Below are 23,221 nucleotides of genomic sequence, written 5' to 3'. Positions count from 1 at the left end.
GCCAAAGGTACGAGCGAAAAAACCTTTTAGAAGAAGTGTGGAAACTATGGAACTTTAATGTACGTACATTGTTTTTGTTAATCAGTTTGTTTTTTAACCCTAATCCATATCACAACATGAAAACCAAATTTTTTGTACTAGCCCTAGCCCTTATGGGCATCCTGGTGGCCTGCGGAGAGAAAAAGAAAGATGCCGCGGACGATCAGAAGGCTGACAGCGTAGTGGTGGCCCTACCCGAAAACCTGGACACGGCAAATACCTGGGTGGAGTTCCGCGCTACCAAGCAAGCCGGCCAAGGCGAACACACCGGCAAATTCCTCCTGAAAGAAGGCAAGCTGGAAGGTAAGGACGGTAAGATAACCGGTGGCAAACTGGTGTTTGACATTGCCAGCCTGAAGATTACCGACGAGCAACCGCTGCCCGCCGCCGATGAGAAGAAACTGGTGGACCACCTGAAGAGCCCCGACTTCTTCAACCTGGAGAAACACCCCGAGGCTACTTTTGAAATTACCGAAGTGAAGGAAAACATAGCCAAGGGTAACCTGACTGTGGCCGGCAAAACCAAAGAGGTGGAGCTGAACCTGAGCAGCCTGAACCTGGCTGGTGCCCAAGCTAAAGTAGAAGGCACTGCCAAGGTAATGCGCGAAGACTTCGGCATGAAGTTTCAGCCGAAGCAAGCTGTTATCAACAACGAAGTAGAGCTGAAATTCCAACTGGCTGGCAAGTAAGCCACCCGGAACACGATGCAGGCATAGCCGTAGCTAGCCGGATTGTGAAAAAGTCCCTGGAGGTATCTCCGGGGACTTTTTTTCTGCCCGACCGACAATCGGCACGAAACGCACTGAGAGCCTGGCCAGGAAAGGCTACTCTGGCCAAGGCCCGGCGCTAGTGCTATACAAAGCTTTTTACTGCCTGCACCAGGTCCAGCAGCAGGTCGGCATCCTGGGTGCGCTCCAGGGCGGTGCCCACCACCACACAGTCGGCCCCGGCGGCCAGCGCCTGCTGGATGTGGGCCACCGTGCGCAGCCCGCCCCCCACCAGCAGCGGCAGCTGTACCTGCCCACGCACGGCGCGGATCATATCGGGCGAAATGGGCCGCTCGGCCCCGCTGCCGCCATCCAGGTATAGGCACTGCAGGCCCAGGTACTGGCCCGCCAGGGCGGTGTACTGCGCCAGCTCCGGCTTGTCATACGGCAGGGGCTGGGTGCCACTCATATAGCTGGCACTGGTGCTGCGCCCACAGTCTACCAGCATATAGCCGGTGGGGATAACCTCTAGCTGCAGCTGTGCCAGCAGGGGCGCGCTGGCCACATGGTGGCCAATCAGATACTCGGGGTTTCGGCCACTGATGAGGCTGAGGTACAGCAGGGCATCGGCCTGGCCCGATAGCTGGAGCGGGTGCCCAGGGAAGAGTACGACTGGAAGCTGCGTGTGCGATCGTATCTGGCCTATCAGGGCATCCAGGGCCAGGCGGCTCACCAGGCTGCCACCCAGCAGCAGGTAGTCTGTGCCTGCGGCCTCGGCTAGGGGTAGCAGGCGGGCTAGTGCAGCCGGTTCGGCATGGTCGGGGTCCAGCAGCAGGGCAAAGCGCCTGTGGCCGGCCCTATGGGCGGCCTGCAGGCTGGCTAGCATCGTGTGCTGGGGTGGTGGGGGCAGACTTGGACTCGAGAAAGGCCGTCAGGCGCTTGCGGGCATAGGTTAGCAGAAAGGTCTGCACGGCACGCTGCAGCAGCTGGGTCCAGAAGCCGGGTGCCTCGGCCTCTACAACTACGGCCTGCACATGGCCGTCGGGCGACTGCATGGGCAGGATGCGCCTGCTACGCCCACCCAGCAGGCTGCGCACCAGTATATACACCACCACACCGGCTCCAAGGCCGTATAGCACGCGGGTCTGCAGGTCGGCCTGCATAAAGCGGCGGCGCAGGCCCGCCCACAGCGCGGCAGGTCGGAAGGAGGCCGCCAGGCTGTGCGCCTGCTGCTGAATCTGATCTTCAAACAGCTCGTTCTGTAGTTCCATCTCCGCCAGTCGTTCCCGCATCGTTCGGGCTTGCGCTGGTTGTTTCGGGCCGGTCCGGGGTGTCATCTTGTGCCAGATACTGGGTCAGTTTACGGTCAATCAGCTGCTGTAGAAGGGCTACAATACGGCTACGACAAAGATACAGCAAGAGCGAAATAATACCACAAAAAATGCCCGCTATCGCAAAGCCTAGCCAAACATGGCCCAGCCAGCTGCCCAGGCCATAGCCCAGGGCCAGGCACAGCAGCAGGAAGGCCAGCAGCAGCGGTACCAGCACCAGTGCCAGATAGCCCAGCACAGCCAGCACTACCGTGCCCTGGTACTGTAGCCGCAGGCCCAGCAGGCGTATGCGGTGCTCCAGGTAGGTCTTCAGCAGTTCGATCACAAAAACAGACTAAGGGTGGCTAGGCCGCTTCTACCTGTACTTCAAAGACGATGGGCACGGCCTTGCGGAGCAGGGCGCTCACGCCGCAGTACTTCTCGCGGCTCAGGTCTACCGCCTTTTGCACCTTCTGGGCATCCAGGTTGTGGCCCCGCACGGTGTAGCGCACTTTCATTTCGGTATAGGTCTGCGGGTGCTCCTCGGTTACGGGTGCCTCTACGCTTACATCAAAAAAGGTAACCTCCTGCTGCATCTTCTTCAGTAGGCTGATCACGTCCATGGCCGTGCAGCCGGCCAGGCTTAGCAGCGTCAGCTTCTTGGGGGTTACCTGCTGCTTGCTGTGGTCGCCATCCAGGTGAACCACCGTGCCATTTATGTCGCTGTCAAAGCCCAGACCCTCGCCGGTCCAGGTGCAGTGTATCTCGTGTGTGCTCATAGGGTGTGAAATTGAAAAGATTACCTGTTGTGAACAGGATAACAAGACCTCGGCCGAAATAAATCCCCCGATAGGGCCGGGCGCAAGATACAAAATAGCCGCAGCCGGGCGGGCCTCCGCGCGGGCCGCTGCACAAATCGGTACACAAAAAGCCGAGCTTTATTGCGTAATTTTGCGTTTTTATGCCTCGGCATATTTTTTCTCTCCATTCTCTCTCCCAAAGCGCCTAGCCCCATGAGCCCTACCCCCACCCCCCGCACACCCAGCTCTACCCCCACCGCTGCCACACCGGCGGCCCTGTATCCGCAGTACCGCCAGCCCGACTTCCCGGCCTGGGAGCGCGAGATACTGGAATACTGGGCGCAGCACCGCGTGTTTGAGCAGAGTGTGGAGAGCCGGCAGGGGCAGCCTACCTTCACCTTTTACGAGGGGCCACCCTCGGCCAACGGTTCGCCGGGTATCCACCACGTAATGGCACGCGCCATAAAGGACACCTTTTGCCGCTACCAGACCCTGCAGGGCCGCCAGGTGCACCGCAAGGGCGGATGGGACACCCACGGCCTGCCCATCGAGATAGCCGTAGAGAAGCAGCTGGGCATTACCAAAAAGGACATCGGCACCAAAATATCGGTAGACGAATACAACGCCGCCTGCCGCCGCGAGGTGATGAAGTACAAGCAGGAGTGGGACGAGCTGACCCGAAAAATGGGCTACTGGGTAGACCTGCAGAACCCCTACATCACCTACGAAACCTCCTACATGGAGAGCGTGTGGCAGCTGCTGAAGCGCCTGTACGACAAAACGTACCGGGATGAGCAGGGCAAGGAGCAGCGCTACCTGTACAAGGGCTACACCATACAGCCCTACAGCCCCGCTGCCGGCACGGGCCTGAGCAGCCACGAGCTAAACCAGCCCGGTGCCTACCGGATGGTAAAGGACACCAGCGCCGTGGTGATGTTTGAACTGACAGCCGAGCTGCCCTTTGCAGCGGAAGCCGGAGACACTGGCGAGACCCCCAAGACCTACCTGCTGGCCTGGACCACCACCCCCTGGACGCTGCCCGCCAACGCCGCCCTGGCGGTGGGTAAGGACATTGAGTATGTATGTGTAGAGACCTACTACCCCTATGCCCCGGACAAGGCAAATCCTGACCGCATTCGGGTCATCCTGGCCAAGGAACGACTAGGTGCCTACTTTGCTGCTGAGGCTGAGGTAAGGGAGGGGCCTATTTCGGTGCCCGCCGCCTGGCCCAAAGACCCAAGTAAACTGCCGTGGAAGATCATAGGCTTTTATGATAAAGAAAAGAACCAAGAATCGACGCAAATAACAGGAAAAACACTTAGAGTTTTAATAAAACTTGATTTTTCAAATTCACGTTACATTACGGTCTTTGATGGTCTATCAATTTTAAATAGCTACAAGCGAAAACCAGGAATGTTTCAGGTTATTCCTGCTGATTTTGTTACGACCGAAGATGGTACGGGGATTGTGCATATTAGTCCTACCTTTGGTTCTGACGACAAACTAGTAGCTGATAAATATGACATTTCTGGAATATTTATACCTGAAAATGGGGCGGAACTTCCTGAACCTATTGTAGACCGAGAGGGAAAATATAGCACGGCAACCGATAAAGAGGGAAATCCCCTGATGGGCCAGTGGGCAGGCCGCTATGTAAAGAACTATACCGACGACCCGAACTATCAGTCGCTGGACGTAGACCTGGTCGTCTGGCTAAAAGAACAGGGCAGATGCTTCCGGGCCGAGAAGTACGAGCACAACTACCCCCACTGCTGGCGCACCGATAAGCCGGTGCTGTACTACCCGCTGGATAGCTGGTTTATCGCCACCAGCCAGGCCAAGGAGCAGCTGATAGCCAAAAACCAGGAGATAAACTGGAAGCCTGCCAGCACCGGCAGTGGCCGCTTTGGCAACTGGCTGGAAAACCTGGTAGACTGGAACCTAAGCAGAAGCCGCTACTGGGGGATTCCGCTGCCTATTTGGAAAGCCAAGCGGAAGTATCTTGAATGGTTCAAATCAGGCGAGCAATGGACAAACTATCTTGCAGCAGTTCAGAATAAAGCACGCGCCCTGCTGGAACAATTAATTTCAATTGATTTTTTTGAAAATGTACGTAACGTCGACAATATCCGAGTTAGCATAGAAGATTTCTTAAATAAGAAATTAAATTCGGAAGATTTTATTGTTCTCGATGAAAAATCAAGAGAAACTCGAGATGCATTTCGGGAGTATTATTTTTTCATTCTAGAAATATATAATTTCAAAAACATCTTTACAGGCAAAGGGAAACAAGGGGAATTCGAAGACTATCGAGAATTGAGCAAAGACCTTCTAAATGCCGGGATTCTAAAACCATTATCTGATGAATCCCTAAAGCAATTAAGGGAGGGATATAAAGAAAGAGCAAATTTGCTAGATCGTACAGATGAAATGCTTAGAGATCTATTGTCTATTATAGAATCTGAACCCATCTGCATCGGCAGCGTAGCGGAACTAAAAGCGGAACTGGAAAAAGCCCTGGCGGCGGGGGTGGAGACCGAAGCCAACCAAGCCTACCTGGCCAAGATAAAAGCCTACGAAGCGGGCGACACCGAGGCGCTAGACCTGCACCGCCCCTATATAGACGAGATAGTGCTGGTGGACGACTACGGCCGCCGCATGACGCGCGAGCCCGACCTGATAGACGTGTGGTTCGACAGCGGCAGCATGCCCTTTGCCCAGTGGCACTACCCTTTTGAGAACCAGGATACCTTCCGCGCCAACTACCCCGCCGACTTTATCGCCGAGGGGGTAGACCAAACCCGGGGCTGGTTCTTCACCCTGCACGCCATCAGCGTACTGCTGGAGGACAGCGTGGCCTACCGCAACGTGATTGCCAACGGACTGGTGCTGGATAAAGACGGCAACAAGATGAGCAAGCGCCTGGGCAATGCCGTAGATCCCTTTGGCCTGATAGACCAATACGGGGCCGATGCCGTGCGCTGGTATATGCTGGAGAATAACCCGCCCTGGGAGAACCTGCGCTTCAACGAGGCGCACCTGCAGGAAACCCAGCGCAAGTTTTTCGGCACCCTGCTGAATACGTACAACTTCTTTGCCCTGTATGCCAACATAGACCAGTGGCGGCCTGGCAGCCTGGAGCAGAACGCCGTACCTGCCGAGCTGGACCGCTGGCTGCTGAGCACACTGAACAGCCTGACCCTGGAGGTGGAACAGCACTACAACGACTACGACCCCACGCGGGCGGCGCGGGCCATCCAGCACTTTGTGGTAGAGCAGCTGAGCAACTGGTATGTGCGCCTGTGCAGGCGGCGTTTCTGGAAAGGGGAGATGAATGCCGACAAGGAAGCCGCCTACCGCACCCTGCACGTATGCCTGTGCTCGGTGGCGCAGCTGATGAGCCCCATAGCGCCCTTTTACAGCGAATGGCTGTACCGCAGCCTGAACCTGGCAGGCCCGGGAGATGCCACCACCTCGGTACACCTGAGCTGGTGGCCCACCGTAGACAGCGCCGACCGGGATACCGACCTGGAAGCCCGCATGCGCTGGGCCATGCAGATATGCAGCCTGGGCCACAGCATCCGCAAAAAAGCGAAGATAAAGGCCCGCCAGCCCCTGCAAAAAATACTGGTGCCGGTGCTGAATGCAGACCAGCAGCACTATGTGGAGGCCGTGGCCGAGCTGGTGCAGGCCGAAATAAACGTGAAGGAGGTGGAGGCCATAGATGCCCGCAGTGGGCGGCTAACGAAGAAGGTAAAGCCGGACTTCAAGCTGCTGGGGCCCAAGCTGGGAGCCCACATGAAGCAGCTGGCCGCAGCCGTGGCACAGCTAGGCCAGGCCGAAATACTGCAGCTGGAGGCCCAGGGCGAGCTACGCGTCCCCCTGGGCCAGGCCGAAGCCTACACCCTGCTGCTGAGCGAGGTAGAAATCCACACCGAAGACATACCGGGCTGGAGCGTGGCCAGCGAGGGGGGCGTAACCGTGGCCCTGGACCTGACGCTAACGGAGGCCCTGAAGCAGGAGGGCATAGCCCGAGACCTGGTAAACCGCATCCAGAACCTGCGCAAGCAGCTAGACTACGCCGTAACAGACCGAATACAGATTACCCTATCGCCCGAACCAGCCTGGATTTCTGCCGTGCAGGCCTATGAGCACTACATAACTGGCGAAACGCTGGCAAAAAGTGTAACTTTGGCCGCGCCAATAGTGGGCGAACCCATCGAGATAGACGGGCATGCAGGACAAATTATGATAGAACGGATATGAGTGAAGAGAAAACACATTACGCCAAGGGCGAACTGCAAGAGTTCAAAGACATCATCCAGGACAAGCTGGCAGAGGCCCGCCAGGAGTACAAAACCCTGCAAGAGAGCCTGAAGCAACAGGGGAGTGAGGGCGGCGTGGATGCCCTGAATGTAACCGAGATGGGCACCGAGTTTGCCGACAAGGAGCAGACCGAAATGCTGCTGGCCCGCACCGGCAAGTTTATAGACGGCCTGGAGCGCGCCCTTATCCGCATAGAGAATGGCACCTATGGCCGCTGCAAGGTAACGGGCAAGCTGATACCCAAGGAGCGCCTGCGCGTGGTGCCCCACACCGAAACCTCGCTAGAGGCCAAGCTGAAGCAAAACACCTAGGCCCGGCCCAGCGCTACCCAGGTACACAGGCCCAGGAACGGCTATCCGCCCACTCCCGCACTGTACCCGTAGCCTGCCACTAGCCCATCCGCCCCCCCCTCCATGACCGAAAAACAAGACACTCCGGCAAGCGGGTACGGCCTTTTCCGGCCCGGCTTTCGCACCTACCTGCTGCTGGCCCTGGCCATTATTCTGGTAGACCAGATCGTAAAACTGGTGGTAAAAACCCAGATGCACCTGGGCGAGGAGTTCCGCGTGCTGGGCGATGTGTTCAAGATTCACTTTGTCGAAAATCCGGGTGCCGCCTTCGGCATGACGCTGGGCAAATTCGGCATCAGCAACCCGGATGTGGCCAAGCTGGTGCTTACCCTCTTTTCCATCCTGGCTGTAGGGGTCATCATCTGGTATCTGTACAAGATCCGCCACTACCGCACCGCCCTACCCTACTGGGTAGCCATCATCCTGGCGGGTGCGCTGGGCAATATCATCGATCGGGTGTTCTACGGGGCCTGGTTTGCCGAGCAGAACGCCTACGAGGGCGGCCTGCTGTACGGCCAGGTGGTGGATATGTTCTACGTCGACATCTGGCAGGGCGTGCTCCCCAGCTGGGTGCCCTTTTTCGGCGGCCAGTTCTATGCCTTCTGGCCCATCTTCAATATAGCCGATGCGGCCATCTCCACTGGTATCCTTGCCATCCTCATCTGGCAGAAGCGCCTGTTCGTAAAGCCCGACGCGCAGCCAGCCGCCCATCCGCAGGCACCCTACTCGCCAGGCACCGAGGGCGCTGCTACCCAGGCCCAGGATGCCCCTGCGGCCCAATAAGGCCAGCCCTCCAGCCCGAAAAAACGCGGCCTTTGCGCCACAGTAAGCCATATCCAGGTGGAGAAGTGAGGGGGGAGTTCAAAAAAAGCAGAGAAAGATGAATAGGCCCTACAGCAACTCAAAAAAGTCGCTGTCGAGTGCCTTCACATGGTAGGTGTCGCGTATGCTTACCCCCAGGTTAAACTCGATCATATAGTGGGTAAGCAGGCTGCCGTTGATGAGGACTACCTTCTGGTTTCGCAGCGTATCGGCATAGTCGCGCGCCTCTTTCGAGAAATCGGAGGTGGTGATGAACACCCCCTTCTGCGCGCCATGGCCTAGCAGGGCACCGGCAAAGGCCTGTATGGCAGGCCTGCCCACCCGGCTATCCTCAGCATAGCGCTTGGCCTGTACGTACACGCTGTCAAAGCCCAGAATATCGGCTTTTATCAAGCCATCTATGCCGCCATCTCCACTGCGGCCAATAACACTGGCGGCCTCGCGAAAGCTGCCACCATAGCCCATTTTTACCAGCAGCTTTACTACCAGTTGCTCAAAAAAACTGCTGTCCTGGGCCAGGATGGCATCCAGCAGCTCCCTTTCCAGGTTTTGGCGCTGTGCACGCAGCACCGTCTCCAGCATCTCGTCTGGGGTTTGGTTGGGCAGCAGGCCCTGTTCGTCGTCGCCGTTTGCGTCCTCGTGTGCGCTGTCCGCTGCATCCATTTTCGTCCTGGTCTGGAAAGCCCGGAAGCTCTCATACCGCATGAGGTCTTTGCGCTTTATCTCACCCGTATGGGTACGCAAAAACTGCCGTCCCTCGGGGCTAATGGCCACCAGGCCCCGGGTGGGGTTTAGCAGCAGGCCCGCCTTTACCAGGTAGGTCTTTGCCCAGCTCAGCCGGTCGTAAAAGGTGGAGCGCAAGCCACTGGGAATCATCAGGTTCATCTCCCCGTGCTGCACGCCCAGTGCTGCCTGCACAGCGGGTACAGCCGCCTGTAGCCGGAAGGGGGCTGCCTGGGTATCGGCATGCGCCAGCAGGGGCCGCATAAATGCCTGGTAGTCTGGGAGTGTCATGTTCGTTTTGGGCGGGATGGCTAGGCGGGCTGTGCCGCCGCCTTATAGCTGGGGCGGGGGTGTAGGCCCAGGGTGGCAAACAGCTCTGCGTCGCTGGTGGCATCGGGGTTGGGGGTGGTCAGCAGTTTATCTCCGGCAAAGATGCTGCTGGCCCCGGCCAGGAAGCAAAGGGCCTGCTCCTCGGTATTCATGCGCACCCGGCCAGCACTCAGGCGCACCTGTGCCCGTGGCATCAGGATGCGGGCGGTGGCTATCATGCGCACCATGTCCCACACGGGCACACGGGGCTGATCCTCCAGGGGGGTGCCCTCTACGGGTACCAGGGCATTCACGGGCACACTCTCGGGGTGGGGGTTCATGGTGGCCAGGGTGTGCAGCATGCCTATCCGGTCTTCTATGCTTTCGCCCAGGCCTATTATGCCGCCGCTGCACACGGTTACGCCGCTTTTCCGCACATTCTGCAGCGTCTGTAGCCTATCTTGGTAGGTGCGGGTACTGATGATTTCGCCGTAGTACTCCTCACTGGTGTCCAGGTTGTGGTTGTAGGCATACAGGCCTGCCTCGGCCAGTGCGCGGGCCTGCGCCTCGTCTACCATACCCAGGGTGGCACACACCTCCAGGTCTAGCGCCTTCACCTCCCGCACCATTTCCAGCACCTTGTCAAAGTCTCGGTTGGTGCGCACCTCGCGCCAGGCCGCGCCCATGCAGAAGCGGGTACTGCCGCTGGCCTTGGCCTCTTTGGCTGCTTCCACCACCGTCTCCAGCTCCAGCAGCTTGTGCACCTCTACATCCGTATGGTAGCGGGCAGCCTGGGGGCAGTAGGCGCAGTCCTCGGGGCAGCCCCCCGTTTTGATGCTGAGCAGGGTGCACACCTGCACCTCCTTGGGGTCGTTGTGGGCGCGGTGCACGGTAGCGGCATCGTAGATAAGTTCCATCAAGGGGCGATGGTAGATGGCCGAGATCTCGTCGGGTGTCCAGTCAAAGCGGGCTTGGGTGGGGGTGGTCATATTGTATCCTGCTAGGGGGAATAAAAGCGTACGAAACACACAAACAGCTGCTGTGCAGCCAGCCACAAAGATAAGGAATCCGACCGGAGTGCAAATGCGCGGACGGGGCGGGCTGCGGAGGCCGATAAGGCCCATCAGGGCTGATAGACGCGGGGGGGGTGGCTGTAGGTATGCCCAGGCAGGGCGGGCTGCCCCTGCCTGTTGATGAGCTGCCAGCCCTGCTGGGTGCGCACGGCTGCATATCCGGCCTCAAAGGCCTCGGCCTGCAGGTAGCGGGGGGGGATGGCCACCTTGCCTGCCAGGTCCATATAGCCCCACAGCCCGCCCAGCTGCACGGCCGCCATACTGTCTGCATAGGGGGCGGCCCACTCCAGCGGCTCGGTGGGTATGCGCAGCTGCCCGCTGGTATCGGCATACACCCAGCCCGTGTCGGTACGTAGGGGTGCCCAGCCCTGGTGGTAGTCTCCGGCAGCAGAGAAGGTGTCGGCCAGGGCACGCTGCCCGTCTGTGTGGTAGTAGTGCACCTGCTCGAACGCATCCATAGCCCATACACGCCCCTCGGCAGGTCTGCCTAGTTCTACAAACTGCGGCTCCATCACGATGCGGCCTTGCAGGTCTACCCAGCCCCACAGCTCGCCCCCCTTTACGGGGCCAATGCCCTGGGCGTAGGGCAGGGCCAGCTGGTAGCGGGGGGGGGCCACCCAGCGGCCCAGCGTGTCGATATACCCCCAGCCAGACTCCGTCCGTACGGCTGCCCGGCCCTGCTGAAACGGCAATACCTCCATGTACTGCGGGGCAATGACCCACCTGCCCCGGGTATCAATAAAGCCCCAATGATCGGCCTCGTACACAGCCGCTAGGCCCTGGCTAAAGCCTTCGGCATATTCATAGCGGGGGGGTAGGTGCCAGTTTCCGGTGGTATCCACGTATCCGGAGGTACTGTCGGTATGCACAGCCGCCAGGCCCTCCTGAAAAGAGGTGGCCAGGGAAAAGGCCAAGGGCGTGAGCAGCCTGCCCTGTGTGTCGATATAGCCCTCGCGACCCTGGCGCTGTACTACAGCATACCCCTGCCGATAGGGCAGCATCTGCTGAAAGGAAGGCGCATATAGCCACTGGCCATCCAGCGTCTGTAGGCCCCAGTAGCCACCCACAGCCACCTGTAGCACGGCAGGTGGTAGCCCGCTAGCCTGTGCGTGGGCTACCGCCACCCATCGGCCGCATAGCAGGGGCAGCAGGGCCAAGCACAGGGCCACACCAGCACGGATACGCTTGCCAGCCATCATGTGGCAAAGATAGGGAGTAGGGACACACAGCACCCAACCGCTGCACCAGGCCACCGGCTAGGCAGATGGGGCGTGCCGCTCGCGCGCATACAGGATAAAGCTGAGGTCGGGCGGGGTGTGGCCCAGCCGCCGCAGTTGGCTAAGCAGCTGCGCCCGGTGGTGCGTACCGTGATTGGCTACATGAAACAGCACCTCCTCCAGGGGAATGCGAAAGACCCGCCCTTCGGCATTGCTATGCTCCAGGGGGGCGGCCAAGGCCCCTGCATCCAGGCGCTGGGGCAGCTGGATCAGGGCCTCGGTAGTCTCCCGCTCCAGCGCGATCAAGTCCGGCCAAGGCAGTACCTGGAAAAAATCGGTGTAGCGCAGGGGCACCTGGGCTATGCGGTCCAGCCACACGGCTTGTGCAATCACCACATGGCTCATTAGCCGCTGTGTATAGGCATCGTCCGCATACACGGGCTGCAAGTATGGCAGCAGGCGGGCGTCTGCCCAGCGGCTGTAGGCAAAAAGAGCACTCAGGGAGATCATACCCGAAGATAGAAAAGTTGTGGCACAAAACCTGGCCCAGGTGTGGCGAGGGGGGCCGGAGCCTACTGCCCGCCGGCACGCAGCCAGGCTGGCTGCCGGGCCAGAACCAGGGGGTAGGTGGGGCAGTCGGGGTGGTGGGCACCGGGCAGGTAGCCAGTGCTGCGCAGAAACTCATTGCAGATTTCGCCACCCGTAAAGCGAAAGAGCCGCTTGAAGCGCTTGACCCAATCGGACAGCGGCAGCTGACCCTGCTGGTCTAGCCAGTGTGCGAAAGACCCGTGCTCGGCCTGAAGCTGCAGGATTACCTGCGCATTGTGGATGGCGGCGGCCACCTTCAGCCGGTTGCGAATGATGGCAGGGTCTTGCAGCAGGCGGTCTACCTCGGCCGGACCGTAAGCAGCCACAGTGGCGATGTGAAACTGATCGTAGGCCTGGTCGAAGCCCGCCTCCTTCTTCAGAATGGTAGTCCAGCTGAGGCCAGCCTGGTTTATCTCCAGTACCAGGCGTTTGAAAAGGTCCTGATCGGTGCCCACCGGGAAGCCATACTGGGTGTCGTGGTAACGACGGTGTACATTGTCTGCCTCCTGCTGCAGGGCATGGTGGCAGTAGGATTTTTCGAACGAGTCCATGATTTGGCCAGAACAAGAATACCTGAAAGTGGAAAGGGAAAGGATGGCGTGCCAAAGGTACGGGGAGATGCGCTGGTGTACAACGGCCATGCTAGCCGCACGGTGGATGCCTATGTATACCTACAAAGCGCCCTACATACAGGGATAAACAACCCGCCTGGGCGACAGAGTGGATCAGAATCTGTATCTTGCCAGATGCTCAAATTCGAGGACTCACTCACGGGTTTTGCCTCCGCAGCACTGGCCCACCTGTTCATCGGGCTGATGAAGGCCGATGGGGTAATCACCATCTCCGAAGAAATACTGATGGAGGAAATGCTGCTGAAGAAGAGTAACCTGCCCGGCGATGGACCTACCATCCACCGGCACATCCGGCAGATGGTGCGCGACAAAGACTACGAGCGCTGGGGGCCCCGGCAGCACTTTGACCACGCTTTCAACGTATACCAGCGGGTGCTGGATAGTGAGGAGGGCAAGGAGAAGAAGCTGGACACCCTGCTACACATGATGAACCTGCTGATGCGCGTAGACAGCATACAGCCCAGCGAGCAGGAGTACATTGCCAATGTGGCAGCCATGTTTCGCGAGCGCTACAACTACGAAGACAAAAACTACTAGGAAGACCGACAGGCGTATACCCCCCCCCGCCCGGAAAACAGCCATCTCATGGAATCGACCCGACAGAAAAAATTTGCCCGTGCCATACAGCGCGAACTAAGCGACCTGCTGCAAAAGGAAGTGGAAGGCGAACTGGGTGTGATGATTACCCTAAACCACATAAAAACCACACCCGACCTGCAGCTAGCCCGCGCCTATATAACCGTACTACCCGAAGAAAAAACCGCCCAAACCCTGGCACTGCTGGAGCAGGAGAACTGGCAGATACGCCACGCCCTGGCCAAGCGAATCCGAAATATGGTGAAACAGATGCCCGAGCTACAATTCTTTGAAGACGACACGCTGAAAACGGCTGCACGCCTGGAAGACCTGTTCCGAGACATAGACTACACAACACCAGACGGCGAAGAACCCCTGGAGGGCTATAAGGCCTGAGCCCCCGCTGTGGGCACGGGCCTGACAGCTTGTCTGTATACCCCGGACGGCATAGCATTTGTGCCCACGCCCCGGATAGATCAACACAGGCAAATCTCTGACACCCTGACGCAACCGCAAGAGACCACACATGAACTGGGATATAAAGCATCTATTAGCCGCAGACAGCCACTTCGAGTCTGACTTTCAGGAGCTAATAGAAGGAGACGATAAGCATCTGAATGACGAGGCACTGCCCCAAACACTGGGCATACTGCCCCTGCGAAACACGGTACTGTTCCCCGGTGTGGTAATCCCCATCACCGTAGCGCGCGATAAAAGCATTGCCCTGGTGCGCCAGGCCAACCAGCAGCAGCCCAAGCTGATCGGGGTGGTTACACAGCGAAATCCTGAAACCGAAGAGCCCGGGCCCGAAGACCTGTACGACGTGGGCACCCTGGCCAGCATCCTGCGGCTGATCCGCATGCCCGATGGCAGCGTTACCATCATCATCCAGGGCCGCAGCCGCTTCAAGGTGGAGAACTACGTGGAAACAGACCCCTACCTGCGGGCCAGCATCTCGCGCTACGACGAGGTGTACCCGGGTGCCAAACCCACCAAAGCCCTGATGCAGAGCCTGAAGCGCGAAGCCATACGTGCCATCGAGCTCTCGCCCCACATCCCCACCGAGGCAACCAACACCATCCAGAACATTAATAGCCTGGCCTTTCTGGTCCACTTCATAGCCAACAACCTGAACCTGGAGATACCCGACAAGCAACGGATCCTGGCCCTGCCCACCATGAAAGAAAAGTGTGAGCAGGTGCTGGAGGGCCTGGCCGGCGAGGTGCAGATGCTGGAGCTGACAGAAGAGATACAGAGCCGTGTGAAGCAGGACATGGACAAGCAGCAGCGAGACTACATGCTGCGCCAGCAGATGAAGGCCATACAGGACGAACTGGGCGACTATAGCGCCGAAACGGAGCTGGATGAACTACGCCAGCGCGGCGACCAGAAAAAATGGCCCAAAGAGGCCCGAGAGGCATTCAACAAAGAGCTGAACAAGCTGATGCGTAGCAACCCGGGCGCGCCAGACTATACCGTGAGCCTGAACTACCTGGACTGGCTGCTGGATCTGCCGTGGAATGCGTACACAAAAGACCACTTCGACCTGGACAAGGCACAGAAGACCCTGGACAAACAGCACTATGGGCTGGAAAAGGTGAAAGAACGTGTGGTGGAACACCTGGCTGTGCTGAAACTGCAACCCAAAGGCAAGGCCAACATCCTATGCTTCTATGGCCCGCCCGGCGTGGGCAAAACCAGCCTGGGCAAAAGTATAGCGGATGCCCTGGGCCGCAGCTTTGTGCGGATGAGCCTGGGCGGCGTACGCGATGAGGCCGAAATACGTGGCCACCGCCGTACCTATATTGGGGCACTGCCTGGCCGGATACTGCAGGGGCTGAAAAAAGCCAAAAGCAGTAACCCGGTGTTCATCCTGGACGAAATAGACAAGGTAGGGCAAGACTTCCGGGGCGACCCGGCCAGCGCACTGCTGGAGGTGCTGGACCCGGAGCAGAACAGCGCCTTCAACGACCACTACCTGGAGCTGGACTACGACCTAAGCCAGGTACTCTTTATTGCCACCGCAAACAGCCTGGACACCATACATCCCGCCCTGCGCGACCGTATGGAAATCATCGAGATAAATGGCTATACGGTGGAAGAGAAAATGCAGATTGCCAAAAGCCACCTGCTGCCCAGGATAAAGGCAGACCATGGCCTGGGAAACAAGCAGCTGAAGGCAGACCAAAAGGTCATCCAGCTGGTGATAGATGGCTATACCCGAGAGAGCGGCGTACGCCAGCTAAACCAGCAGCTAAGCACGCTGGCACGCAAGGTGGTGCGCCAGGTAGTAACCCAGCCCGAACTGGAAGTAAAGCTGACACCCGCCCTGGTGGAGGAGTATCTGGGCCCAGCGCGTTTCGACCTGGAGCAGTACCAAAAGGTGGAAATTCCCGGTGTAGCCATCGGCCTGGCCTGGACCCCCGTGGGTGGAGAGATCCTTTTCATCGAAACAGCCCTGAGCCGGGGTACTGGCCGCTTTAGCCTCACTGGCCAGCTGGGCGATGTGATGAAGGAAAGCGCAAACCTGGCCTACATCTGGCTAAAAGCCCATGCCCAACAATACAACATACCGGCAGATGCCTTCCGCCACTGGGATCTGCACATTCACATTCCGGCTGGTGCAGTGCCCAAGGATGGCCCGAGCGCGGGCATAGCCCTGCTCTCTGCCATGACCAGCGCCCTATGCCAGCGCAAGGTGAAGGTCGGGCTGGCCATGACCGGTGAGATCACCCTGCGGGGCAAAGTACTGCCGGTAGGCGGCATCAAGGAGAAAGTGCTGGCGGCAGCCCGAGCCGGAATAAAAGAGGTGATCCTGTGCAGGCAGAACCGTAAAGACCTGGAGCAGATAAAGGAAGATACGATCCGCAGCCTGACCGTACACTACGTGGAGCACATGGAGGAAGTGCTACAGCTAGCCCTGGAGCCTAAGCCCGTGCGCCAGCCGGTAGACCTGGTAATACCCGAGAGCGAAAAAAACCAGCTGCGTACCAGCCCCGCACTGTAGGCTGTGCGTGCGCGCACTAGCTACCCGCTGGCAGGGGGGCCATGGACTACCCCCAACTGATGGAGAGACCGGTGCACCGCCTGCCGTACGCGCTGTGGCTCGTCGAACGGAAACAAATGCCCCACCTGCGGGGGCAGGTCCCACACGATGGGCAAGTGAGACAGCCGGAAACGAGCAAAATCAGCATTAGACGGCGATACCAGCTCGTCCGCCCCACCCTGTACCAGCACGATGGGCTGCCGCAGGCTGTGGTAGCGGGGCAGCATGTCCTCCAGGTCTTGCTTAAGCCCCTGTATCTCGCGGTTGCTATACACCAGTGCATCCGGCATCATCCACTGCACGGCCCGCAGGTCTAGCAACTCGTTGTACCACGCCATTTCCTCCAGGGCTGGGTCCAGCGCTGCCGCCAGCAGCACCAGTCCGTCCACCTGCTGGGGGTAGTCCATGGCCAGCCGCACAGCCAGGGGGCCACCTAGGCTATGGCCCGCCAGTATCAGGGGGCCGCGTGCACGGAGGTACGCAACCAGAGGACCCAAACGACGGCTCTGCTCCGCCAGGCCAAGGGCACCACTGCCGGCAGACAGGCCAAAACCGGGCCGATCCAGGGTAGCCAGCCGGGCGCGAGCAAACAGGCTACTATCCGCCAGGTAGGGGGCAAAGTCGGTGCCGCTGCCCGGGCTGCCATGAATGAAAAGAACGGTGGTATCCTGCCCCCCATCTCGCAGGGCACATACTACTGGGGAGGGGTGGGCGGCGGGGCCAGCCTGGTAGGATATCAGCTGTAGCGGCACGGCCTGCTCCAGCAGGGGCCGAAAAGCCACCGGCCCACGGTCAAAGGGCAGGTTGTAGAGCAACAGGCCCCACAGCAAAAGGAAAAGCCAGAGAAAAGCATGTAGCAGATAGCGCCCAGCCTGGCGGAGGAAAAACAGAAAGCGAGTAGCCACCCGAAAAGATACAGAAAATACGTGCGAGCATACCCAGTCTGCACACTATTGGCGGCTGCGCAACGCGCTTGCGCCCATACTGTGCAGGCGGTGTTCCTTTCCCGTGCGGCCTGCACACGGTGCTCACTGCTTGTACGCCGTAGGCAGGGGTGTACCAGACGCATGGGCGGTGGCTTCCTCCGGGTCGTCATCCTCCTCATCGGCATCATCTATCAGGGCGTGCCCTTTACTGGTGCTATCCCGGTCGAACGAAACCAGCAGGGCCGGCATCAACAGCAGATTGCTGAACGTGGCCATGAAAAGTGTGATGCTGGTGAGGATGCCCAGGGCCTGGGTGCTGCCAAAGGTGCTGGGGGTGAATATGACAAAGCCCATGAAGAGCACAATGGAGGTATAGATAATGCTCATGCCCGTTACGCGCAGGGTGCTGCCCACTGCGCCCGGTATGCTCAGGCCAGCCCGACGCTTGTGCCGATACATGGCCAGGTAGTGGATGCTGTTATCGATAGCAATGCCAAATGCGAGCTCGTAAATAAGCGCGGTGCTAGGCTTCAGCGCAATGCCCAGGTAGCCCATCAGCCCCGCAGTTACCACCAGCGGGATGAGGTTGGGCACCAGGCTGATGAGCATAATGCGCACAGAGCCAAAGAGCAGCCACATCTGCAGGCCAATAAGAACAAAAGTGGCCAATAGACTCCAGAACAGGTTGTCTACCAGGTACTCGTTGGCCTTGAGAAAGATGGCGGTGGTGCCGGTAACAAAGTGCTCCAGCGGCTGGGTATTGGCAGATTTTTTCTGTTGTTCTTGTTCAAAGACGGCATCGATATCGGCCTGTATTTTCTCGATCAGCACCGGCATCTCCAGCGAGCCCATGTCTTGCACATAGCCAGTAATGCGTGCCACCTGGTAGCTGCTGTCTACCAAGCTGTGCAGGATGTCTCGCTGGCCTGCCGGGGCCTGTGCCTGTGCGCGGCGGTTGTGCAGGCGTGTGTTCTCGGCATAGTCTGCCAGAAAGGCCAGTTCGTCTCGGGCGGGCAGCTTATATTGTTCGGCATCGCCGCCCAGATAGGCCTGGCGGCTCCACTTCATCACGTCTACCAGGCTCAGGGTACGCCCCAGCTGCGGATACTTCTTCAGGCTATCCTGCAGGGCCTCTATCTTCTTCAGGTAGCGCAGCTTCTTCAGTGCCCCCGCCTGCCTGGTGTCTATTACGATCTCGAAGGGCATTACGCCATGAAAGTTTTCCTCCAGGAAGTTCAGATCCTTGCGGATTCGGTCCTGCTTGGGCAGGTCGTCCACCATATAGCTTACTGCCTGCAGCTTGAAGCATCCGGCTATGGCAACCCCAAAAATGACCAGGGTAGTCCAATAGATGGCACGGCGACGGTGCTGCACCAGCTTATCTGTCAGGCGCACGATGCGTACGATGTGGGGGGCATCCAGGTGCCGCAGGTTCTTGTCCGTAGGGGGCGGCAGCAGGCTGAAGACCCCGGGGATGATCACCATCGTCAGCACATAGGTCATCATAGTGGCCAAAAAGGCTACCAGGCCAAATTCCTGCAAAATGGTAACCTGGGTGAAGTATAGGGTAAGGAAACCGAAAGCCGTATTGGCGTTTATCATGAAAGTAACTAGGCCCAGCTTGCGCACCATCTTGCTAATGGCCAGCCGTTTGTGCCCATACTTCTTGTACTCATCGTGGTAGTCGCTGAGCATGTAGATGCTGGGGGGTATGCCCAGGATGACGATGATGGGGGGCAGCAGGGCACTGAGGGTGGTGAGCTGGTAGCCCAGCAGCGTGATAAGCCCCAGCGTAACCAGCGAGGCCACACACAGCAGGATGAGCGGGAAGATAACCGCATAAAAGGAGCGGTAGAAGAGGAAGAGGCAGGCCGCCGTAAAGAGGATGGCCAGGGCCATGAACAGATTAAGCTCGGAGGCAATCTGCGTGCTCATGTAGCTGCGGATATAGGGCAGGCCCACCAGGTGGTACTCCATGCCTGTTTCCTCGGCCAGCCGCTCCACGTCCTCCTTTAGCTTGGCTACCAGCGCGTGTTTCTGCTTACTATTGCTCGCTGCTTTGGTGATGGTAACAGCCACTACGGTGGTTGTACCCTTCTCGTTCAGGATCAACCCCTGGTAAAAAGGGAGATTAGTTACCTTTTCTCTGAGCGAATCGGCCTGGGCCTGGGTCTGTACGGGCTTATCCAGCAGTTTCTCGGCCTGGAAGATTTTCAGGCTGTCATTGGCCGTAAGCCTGTACAGACTGGTGATGCTGAGCACCTCCTTCACCCCATCTCGGCCGCGTGTCTGGTTTACAAAACGCTGTATGGCATTCAGGCGGGCGGGCGTAAAAAAGTTTTCGGCCTTCAGGCCAATTATGATGGTGTTGGCATCTTCGCCAAACAGCTGTTTGAACTTGAGAAAGTTCTGATAGTCGGGATCATCCTTTGGAACAACCCGGGCAAACTCCTGGCTCTTCTCTACCTGCGTACCCTTGTATCCAAAGAAAATGGTGAGAAGACCCACCAGAATGAGCAGCGTAATCCGGAAGCGGAGTATAAATCGTGAAACGGCTTTCCACATAAGAAGAGCGGGATAGGCAAAAGCCTTGCCTGAGATGAAGCGGCACTGTAAATGGGCCTAAAGTTACGACATATTCGGGCGCAACCCAACGGGACTGCGTGTTGTACGCGGCATTGTTATGCAGTAGCCTAGCCGGGCCAATGCCTGGGTGGCTAGACCTGTGGCGGGCTGCCTATTCCGGCAGGCTAGTCGGCTATGCCAGCTCCAGCTCTGGTGCCAGGTTCAGGGCCGTACGGATGATGTATTCCTGCTGCCGCTTGTGCTGGCTGGCGGTGCCGGTGGCGGGGCTGGCGCTCTCCTTGCGTGCCACTACCTCCAGGGGTATCTGGCGTAGCTTACGGGCCACAAAGGGCCAGGCACCCATATTCTCGGGTTCCTCTTGTGCCCACACATAGCTGCTAGCCTTCTTATACTTTTTCAGGGTAGCCTCTATCTCCTGCTGGGGCAGTGGGTACAGCTGCTCTAGCCGTATCAGGGCCACCTTGTCTTGCTGGTGCTTCTCTTTCTGCTCCAGCAGGTCGTAATACAGCTTGCCATTCACAAATACCAGTCGCTCCACCTTCTTCGGGTCGGCAGTGGCATCGTCTATCAGCTCCTGGAAGCTGGCCGTTGCGGTAAAATCTTCCAGGCTGCTTACGCATCGCGGGTGGCGCAGCAGGCTCTTGGGGGTGAAGACGACCAGCGGGCGGCGGGTGTTGCTATACACCTGGCGGCGCAGTGCGTGGAAGAGGTTGGCCGGGGTGGTGCAGTTGGTGATGTACATATTGTTCTCGGCGCACAGCACCAGGAAGCGCTCCATGCGGGCCGAGCTGTGCTCGGGGCCCTGGCCCTCGTAGCCATGTGGCAGCAGTAGCACCAGGCCACACAGGCGCTGCCATTTGGTTTTGCTGGCGCTGAGGAACTGATCGATAATAATCTGGGCACCATTCACAAAGTCGCCAAACTGGGCTTCCCAGATGGTGAGGCCATGGGGGGCACTCAGGGCATAGCCGGTTTCAAAGCCGAGTACGGCATACTCGCTCAGCAGGGAGTTGTAGATGGAGAGGTGGCCCTGCTGCTCAGCCAGATGGTTCAGCGGGATGTGGGTGCTGGGCAGGTTCTCCATGTCGTGCAGCACCGCGTGGCGGTGGCTGAAGGTGCCGCGCTGTACATCCTGGCCGCTTATGCGCACGTCCCTTCCGTCCAGCAGGATGGAGCCGTAGGCCAGGTGCTCAGCCATGCCCCAGTCTATTTTGCCGGTCGACTGCACCATCTCTCGGCGTTGCTGCAGCAGCTTCTCTATGTTTTTGTGTGGCACAAAGCCTTCGGGCAGCTGGGTGGACAGGGTGGCAATTTGCAGGGCTACCTCCTGGCTGATCTGGGTCGCGGGATTGGGCTCCACGGTTTTATCGTCGTAGTACGCCAGGCCGTGCCACAGGCGGGCGGGTGGGGTGCCCAGCTCGTAGGCGTATACCTTGCTCTCCTCCCATTCCTTGTCCAGGTATCCGGCCTGCTGCTGCTGCAGGTTCTTCAGGTAGGGGGCGTCTATGGCGTTCTCGGCTATCAGCTTCTGGGCATATACCTCAAAAGGGCTCTTTTGCTTTGAAATGGCCTGGTACATCCCTGGCTGGGTAAACCGGGGTTCGTCGCCCTCATTGTGGCCATACTTGCGGTAGCACACTACGTCTATAAACACGTCCCGATTAAACGCTTGGCGGAAAGCCATGGCTATCTGGGCTACGTAGTAGAAGGCCTCGGGGTCGTCTCCGTTTACATGGAAGACCGGACTCAGGGTTACCTTGGCCACGTCGGTACAGTAGGTGCTGCTGCGGGCATCGCGCCAGTCGGTAGTGAAGCCAATCTGGTTGTTCAGTACAATATGTATGGTTCCGCCTACCTCGTAGCCCTTCAGGCGGCTCATCTGTATCAGCTCATACACCACACCCTGGCCGGCCAGGGCGGCATCTCCGTGGATCAGGATGGGGCAGATGCGGCTATGGTCATGGTTATAGACGGCATCCATCTTTGCCCGGGCCGAGCCGAGCACAATGGGGTCTACGGCCTCCAGGTGGCTGGGGTTCGGCATCAGGCTCAGGTGTACCTTTTTCCCAGTCCGGGTTTCTATATCCGAGCTGTGGCCCAGGTGGTACTTCACGTCTCCGTCAAAGACGTGGTCGCTCAGGTAGCGGCCCTCAAACTCGCTGAACACATTGTCATACTCCTTGCGCAGGATGTTGGTCAGCACATTCAGGCGACCCCGGTGGGCCATGCCGAGTACGAACTCCTGTATACCCAGATCGGCTCCCTCTTCGATGATGGCGTGCAGGGCGGGGATTACGGACTCGGCCCCCTCCAGGCTGAATCGCTTCTGGCCCACAAACTTGCGGTGCAGAAACTGCTCGAAGGAGCTGCTTTTGCCCAGCATCTCCAGGATGGTCTTTTTCCGGGCTGTGTCAAAGTTTGGCTGCATCTTGCTGCCCTCTATGCGCTCTTCGAACCAGCCGGTAATGCGCGGATTGCGGATGTAGCGATACTCGATGCCGATGGTGCCGCAATACGTGGCCTCCAGATGGGCCACAATGGCTCGCAGGGGGCGGGCACCGATGCCCAGCTCGGAGCCGCTAACGAACACCTGATCCAGGTCGGACTCGGCAAGGCCAAAGTTCTCGATGGCCAGCGTAGGCTGAAAGTCTCGGCGGGGCAGGATGGGGTTTGTTTTTGCAAACAGGTGGCCGCGGCTGCGGTAGGCATTGATCAGGTTAACTACGCTAATCTCTTTGGCTATGTGCTCCGGACTATCGGCCACACCGGCATTTTTCGCCGTCTGCCCATTGTTGTACTGGCTGCGGGCAAAGGTAAAACCCTCGAAAAAGCGCTTCCACTCGTAGGCTACAGACTCGGGGTCTTGCTGATACTGGGTATACAGCCCGTCGATAAAGCCAATCTCAGCATTCGACAAGTAAGAGAGAGTGTCCATGTTTACAGTCCGGAAGGAAGTGGGGGTGAAAATCAATACTTAAAGCTCGCGGGATGCAAAATTACGCATTTTAGCACGAACCTGTCTTCCATGACTGTTCAAACACAAATTTGAGCCGTTCAGTTTTTTCATGGACGCTATCTGTCCCGAATTCATTATGTTCATCTTTTCATTGTTGTCTTATCTGTTGCTGTTCCTATCTGGTGCGTGCGCCTGGTCGGGAAAAGGCTTAGTGCGACAGCCCTCACTTGCCGAC

19 protein-coding genes are annotated in these 23,221 nt (G+C 58.4%); 7 read left to right on the top strand and 12 right to left on the bottom strand.

Going from position 1 to position 23,221, the window contains the following annotated elements; all coding sequences use genetic code 11:
* The first annotated feature begins 116 nt into the window (after window positions 1-116).
* On the top strand, window positions 117-728 hold the full coding sequence (locus tag LW884_04940; GenBank protein ID MCE3007683.1) for a YceI family protein: 612 nt from the start codon (window positions 117-119) through the stop codon (window positions 726-728).
* A 163-nt stretch (window positions 729-891) separates the two neighbouring features.
* On the opposite strand, the gene LW884_04935 is transcribed toward LW884_04940, so the two are convergent.
* The 4 genes from LW884_04935 to LW884_04920 are packed head-to-tail and all read right to left on the bottom strand — an operon-like array spanning window position 892 to window position 2,835.
* On the bottom strand, window positions 892-1,632 hold the full coding sequence (locus tag LW884_04935; GenBank protein ID MCE3007682.1) for a geranylgeranylglyceryl/heptaprenylglyceryl phosphate synthase: 741 nt from the start codon (window positions 1,630-1,632) through the stop codon (window positions 892-894).
* Window positions 1,604-2,038, bottom strand: a complete 435-nt coding sequence (locus tag LW884_04930; GenBank protein ID MCE3007681.1) for a hypothetical protein — start codon at window positions 2,036-2,038, stop codon at window positions 1,604-1,606. Before LW884_04930 ends, LW884_04935 begins: the two co-directional genes overlap by 29 nt.
* A complete protein-coding gene (locus LW884_04925) occupies window positions 1,992-2,402 on the bottom strand; it encodes a hypothetical protein (protein ID MCE3007680.1) in 411 nt (136 codons plus the stop codon). The genes LW884_04930 and LW884_04925 overlap by 47 nt, the downstream gene beginning before the upstream one ends.
* A 19-nt stretch (window positions 2,403-2,421) precedes the next feature.
* Window positions 2,422-2,835, bottom strand: a complete 414-nt coding sequence (locus LW884_04920; GenBank protein MCE3007679.1) for an OsmC family protein — start codon at window positions 2,833-2,835, stop codon at window positions 2,422-2,424.
* Between the two features lie 234 nt (window positions 2,836-3,069).
* Between LW884_04920 and LW884_04915 the strand changes: the two genes are divergently transcribed.
* The 3 genes from LW884_04915 (at window position 3,070) to LW884_04905 (ending at window position 8,315) form a co-directional block, all read left to right on the top strand.
* The gene (locus LW884_04915; GenBank protein ID MCE3007678.1) at window positions 3,070-7,122 is read left to right on the top strand and encodes an isoleucine--tRNA ligase; all 4,053 of its coding nucleotides are present in this window, start codon (window positions 3,070-3,072) and stop codon (window positions 7,120-7,122) included.
* Complete coding sequence (locus LW884_04910; GenBank protein ID MCE3007677.1) at window positions 7,119-7,493, top strand: TraR/DksA family transcriptional regulator; 375 nt, start codon at window positions 7,119-7,121, stop codon at window positions 7,491-7,493. Before LW884_04915 ends, LW884_04910 begins: the two co-directional genes overlap by 4 nt.
* A gap of 102 nt (window positions 7,494-7,595) precedes the next feature.
* A complete protein-coding gene (locus tag LW884_04905; GenBank protein MCE3007676.1) occupies window positions 7,596-8,315 on the top strand; it encodes a lipoprotein signal peptidase in 720 nt (239 codons plus the stop codon).
* A 108-nt stretch (window positions 8,316-8,423) separates the two neighbouring features.
* Here the strand turns inward: LW884_04905 and LW884_04900 are convergent, their stop codons facing one another.
* The 5 genes from LW884_04900 to LW884_04880 form a co-directional block, all read right to left on the bottom strand.
* On the bottom strand, window positions 8,424-9,368 hold the full coding sequence (locus LW884_04900) for a restriction endonuclease (GenBank protein ID MCE3007675.1): 945 nt from the start codon (window positions 9,366-9,368) through the stop codon (window positions 8,424-8,426).
* Window positions 9,369-9,388: 20 nt separating this feature from the next.
* Entirely contained in the window at window positions 9,389-10,375 is a 987-nt protein-coding gene (gene bioB, locus LW884_04895) for a biotin synthase BioB (GenBank protein ID MCE3007674.1), read from the bottom strand.
* 134 nt (window positions 10,376-10,509) lie between these two features.
* Window positions 10,510-11,658, bottom strand: coding sequence for a WG repeat-containing protein (locus tag LW884_04890; GenBank protein MCE3007673.1), 1,149 nt, complete (start codon window positions 11,656-11,658; stop codon window positions 10,510-10,512).
* 57 nt (window positions 11,659-11,715) lie between these two features.
* A complete protein-coding gene (locus LW884_04885) occupies window positions 11,716-12,186 on the bottom strand; it encodes a DinB family protein (GenBank protein MCE3007672.1) in 471 nt (156 codons plus the stop codon).
* A gap of 62 nt (window positions 12,187-12,248) precedes the next feature.
* Window positions 12,249-12,815 (bottom strand): DNA-3-methyladenine glycosylase I, encoded by a 567-nt coding sequence (locus LW884_04880; GenBank protein MCE3007671.1) that lies wholly within the window; start codon window positions 12,813-12,815, stop codon window positions 12,249-12,251.
* A 195-nt stretch (window positions 12,816-13,010) separates the two neighbouring features.
* On the opposite strand from LW884_04880, the gene LW884_04875 reads away from it, so the two are divergent.
* The 3 genes from LW884_04875 to lon all read left to right on the top strand — a co-directional run bounded on the left by LW884_04875 (window position 13,011) and on the right by lon (window position 16,479).
* Window positions 13,011-13,433: a hypothetical protein gene (locus tag LW884_04875; protein ID MCE3007670.1), complete on the top strand. Its 423-nt coding sequence runs from the start codon at window positions 13,011-13,013 to the stop codon at window positions 13,431-13,433.
* 48 nt (window positions 13,434-13,481) lie between these two features.
* Entirely contained in the window at window positions 13,482-13,868 is a 387-nt protein-coding gene (gene rbfA, locus LW884_04870; GenBank protein ID MCE3007669.1) for a 30S ribosome-binding factor RbfA, read from the top strand.
* Between the two features lie 130 nt (window positions 13,869-13,998).
* Window positions 13,999-16,479, top strand: a complete 2,481-nt coding sequence (lon, locus tag LW884_04865; protein MCE3007668.1) for an endopeptidase La — start codon at window positions 13,999-14,001, stop codon at window positions 16,477-16,479.
* A 20-nt stretch (window positions 16,480-16,499) separates the two neighbouring features.
* On the opposite strand, the gene LW884_04860 is transcribed toward lon, so the two are convergent.
* The 3 genes from LW884_04860 to LW884_04850 form a co-directional block, all read right to left on the bottom strand.
* Window positions 16,500-17,423: an alpha/beta hydrolase gene (locus tag LW884_04860; protein ID MCE3007667.1), complete on the bottom strand. Its 924-nt coding sequence runs from the start codon at window positions 17,421-17,423 to the stop codon at window positions 16,500-16,502.
* Window positions 17,424-17,546: 123 nt separating this feature from the next.
* Window positions 17,547-20,009, bottom strand: a complete 2,463-nt coding sequence (locus LW884_04855) for an MMPL family transporter (GenBank protein MCE3007666.1) — start codon at window positions 20,007-20,009, stop codon at window positions 17,547-17,549.
* Between the two features lie 193 nt (window positions 20,010-20,202).
* On the bottom strand, window positions 20,203-22,965 hold the full coding sequence (locus LW884_04850; GenBank protein MCE3007665.1) for a 2-oxoglutarate dehydrogenase E1 component: 2,763 nt from the start codon (window positions 22,963-22,965) through the stop codon (window positions 20,203-20,205).
* Window positions 22,966-23,221: the final 256 nt, after the last annotated feature.

The organism is Bacteroidota bacterium (assembly GCA_021300195.1).
GTDB lineage: Bacteria > Bacteroidota > Bacteroidia > J057 > JAJTIE01 > JAJTIE01.
This window is presented reverse-complemented; position numbering and strand designations above follow the sequence as displayed.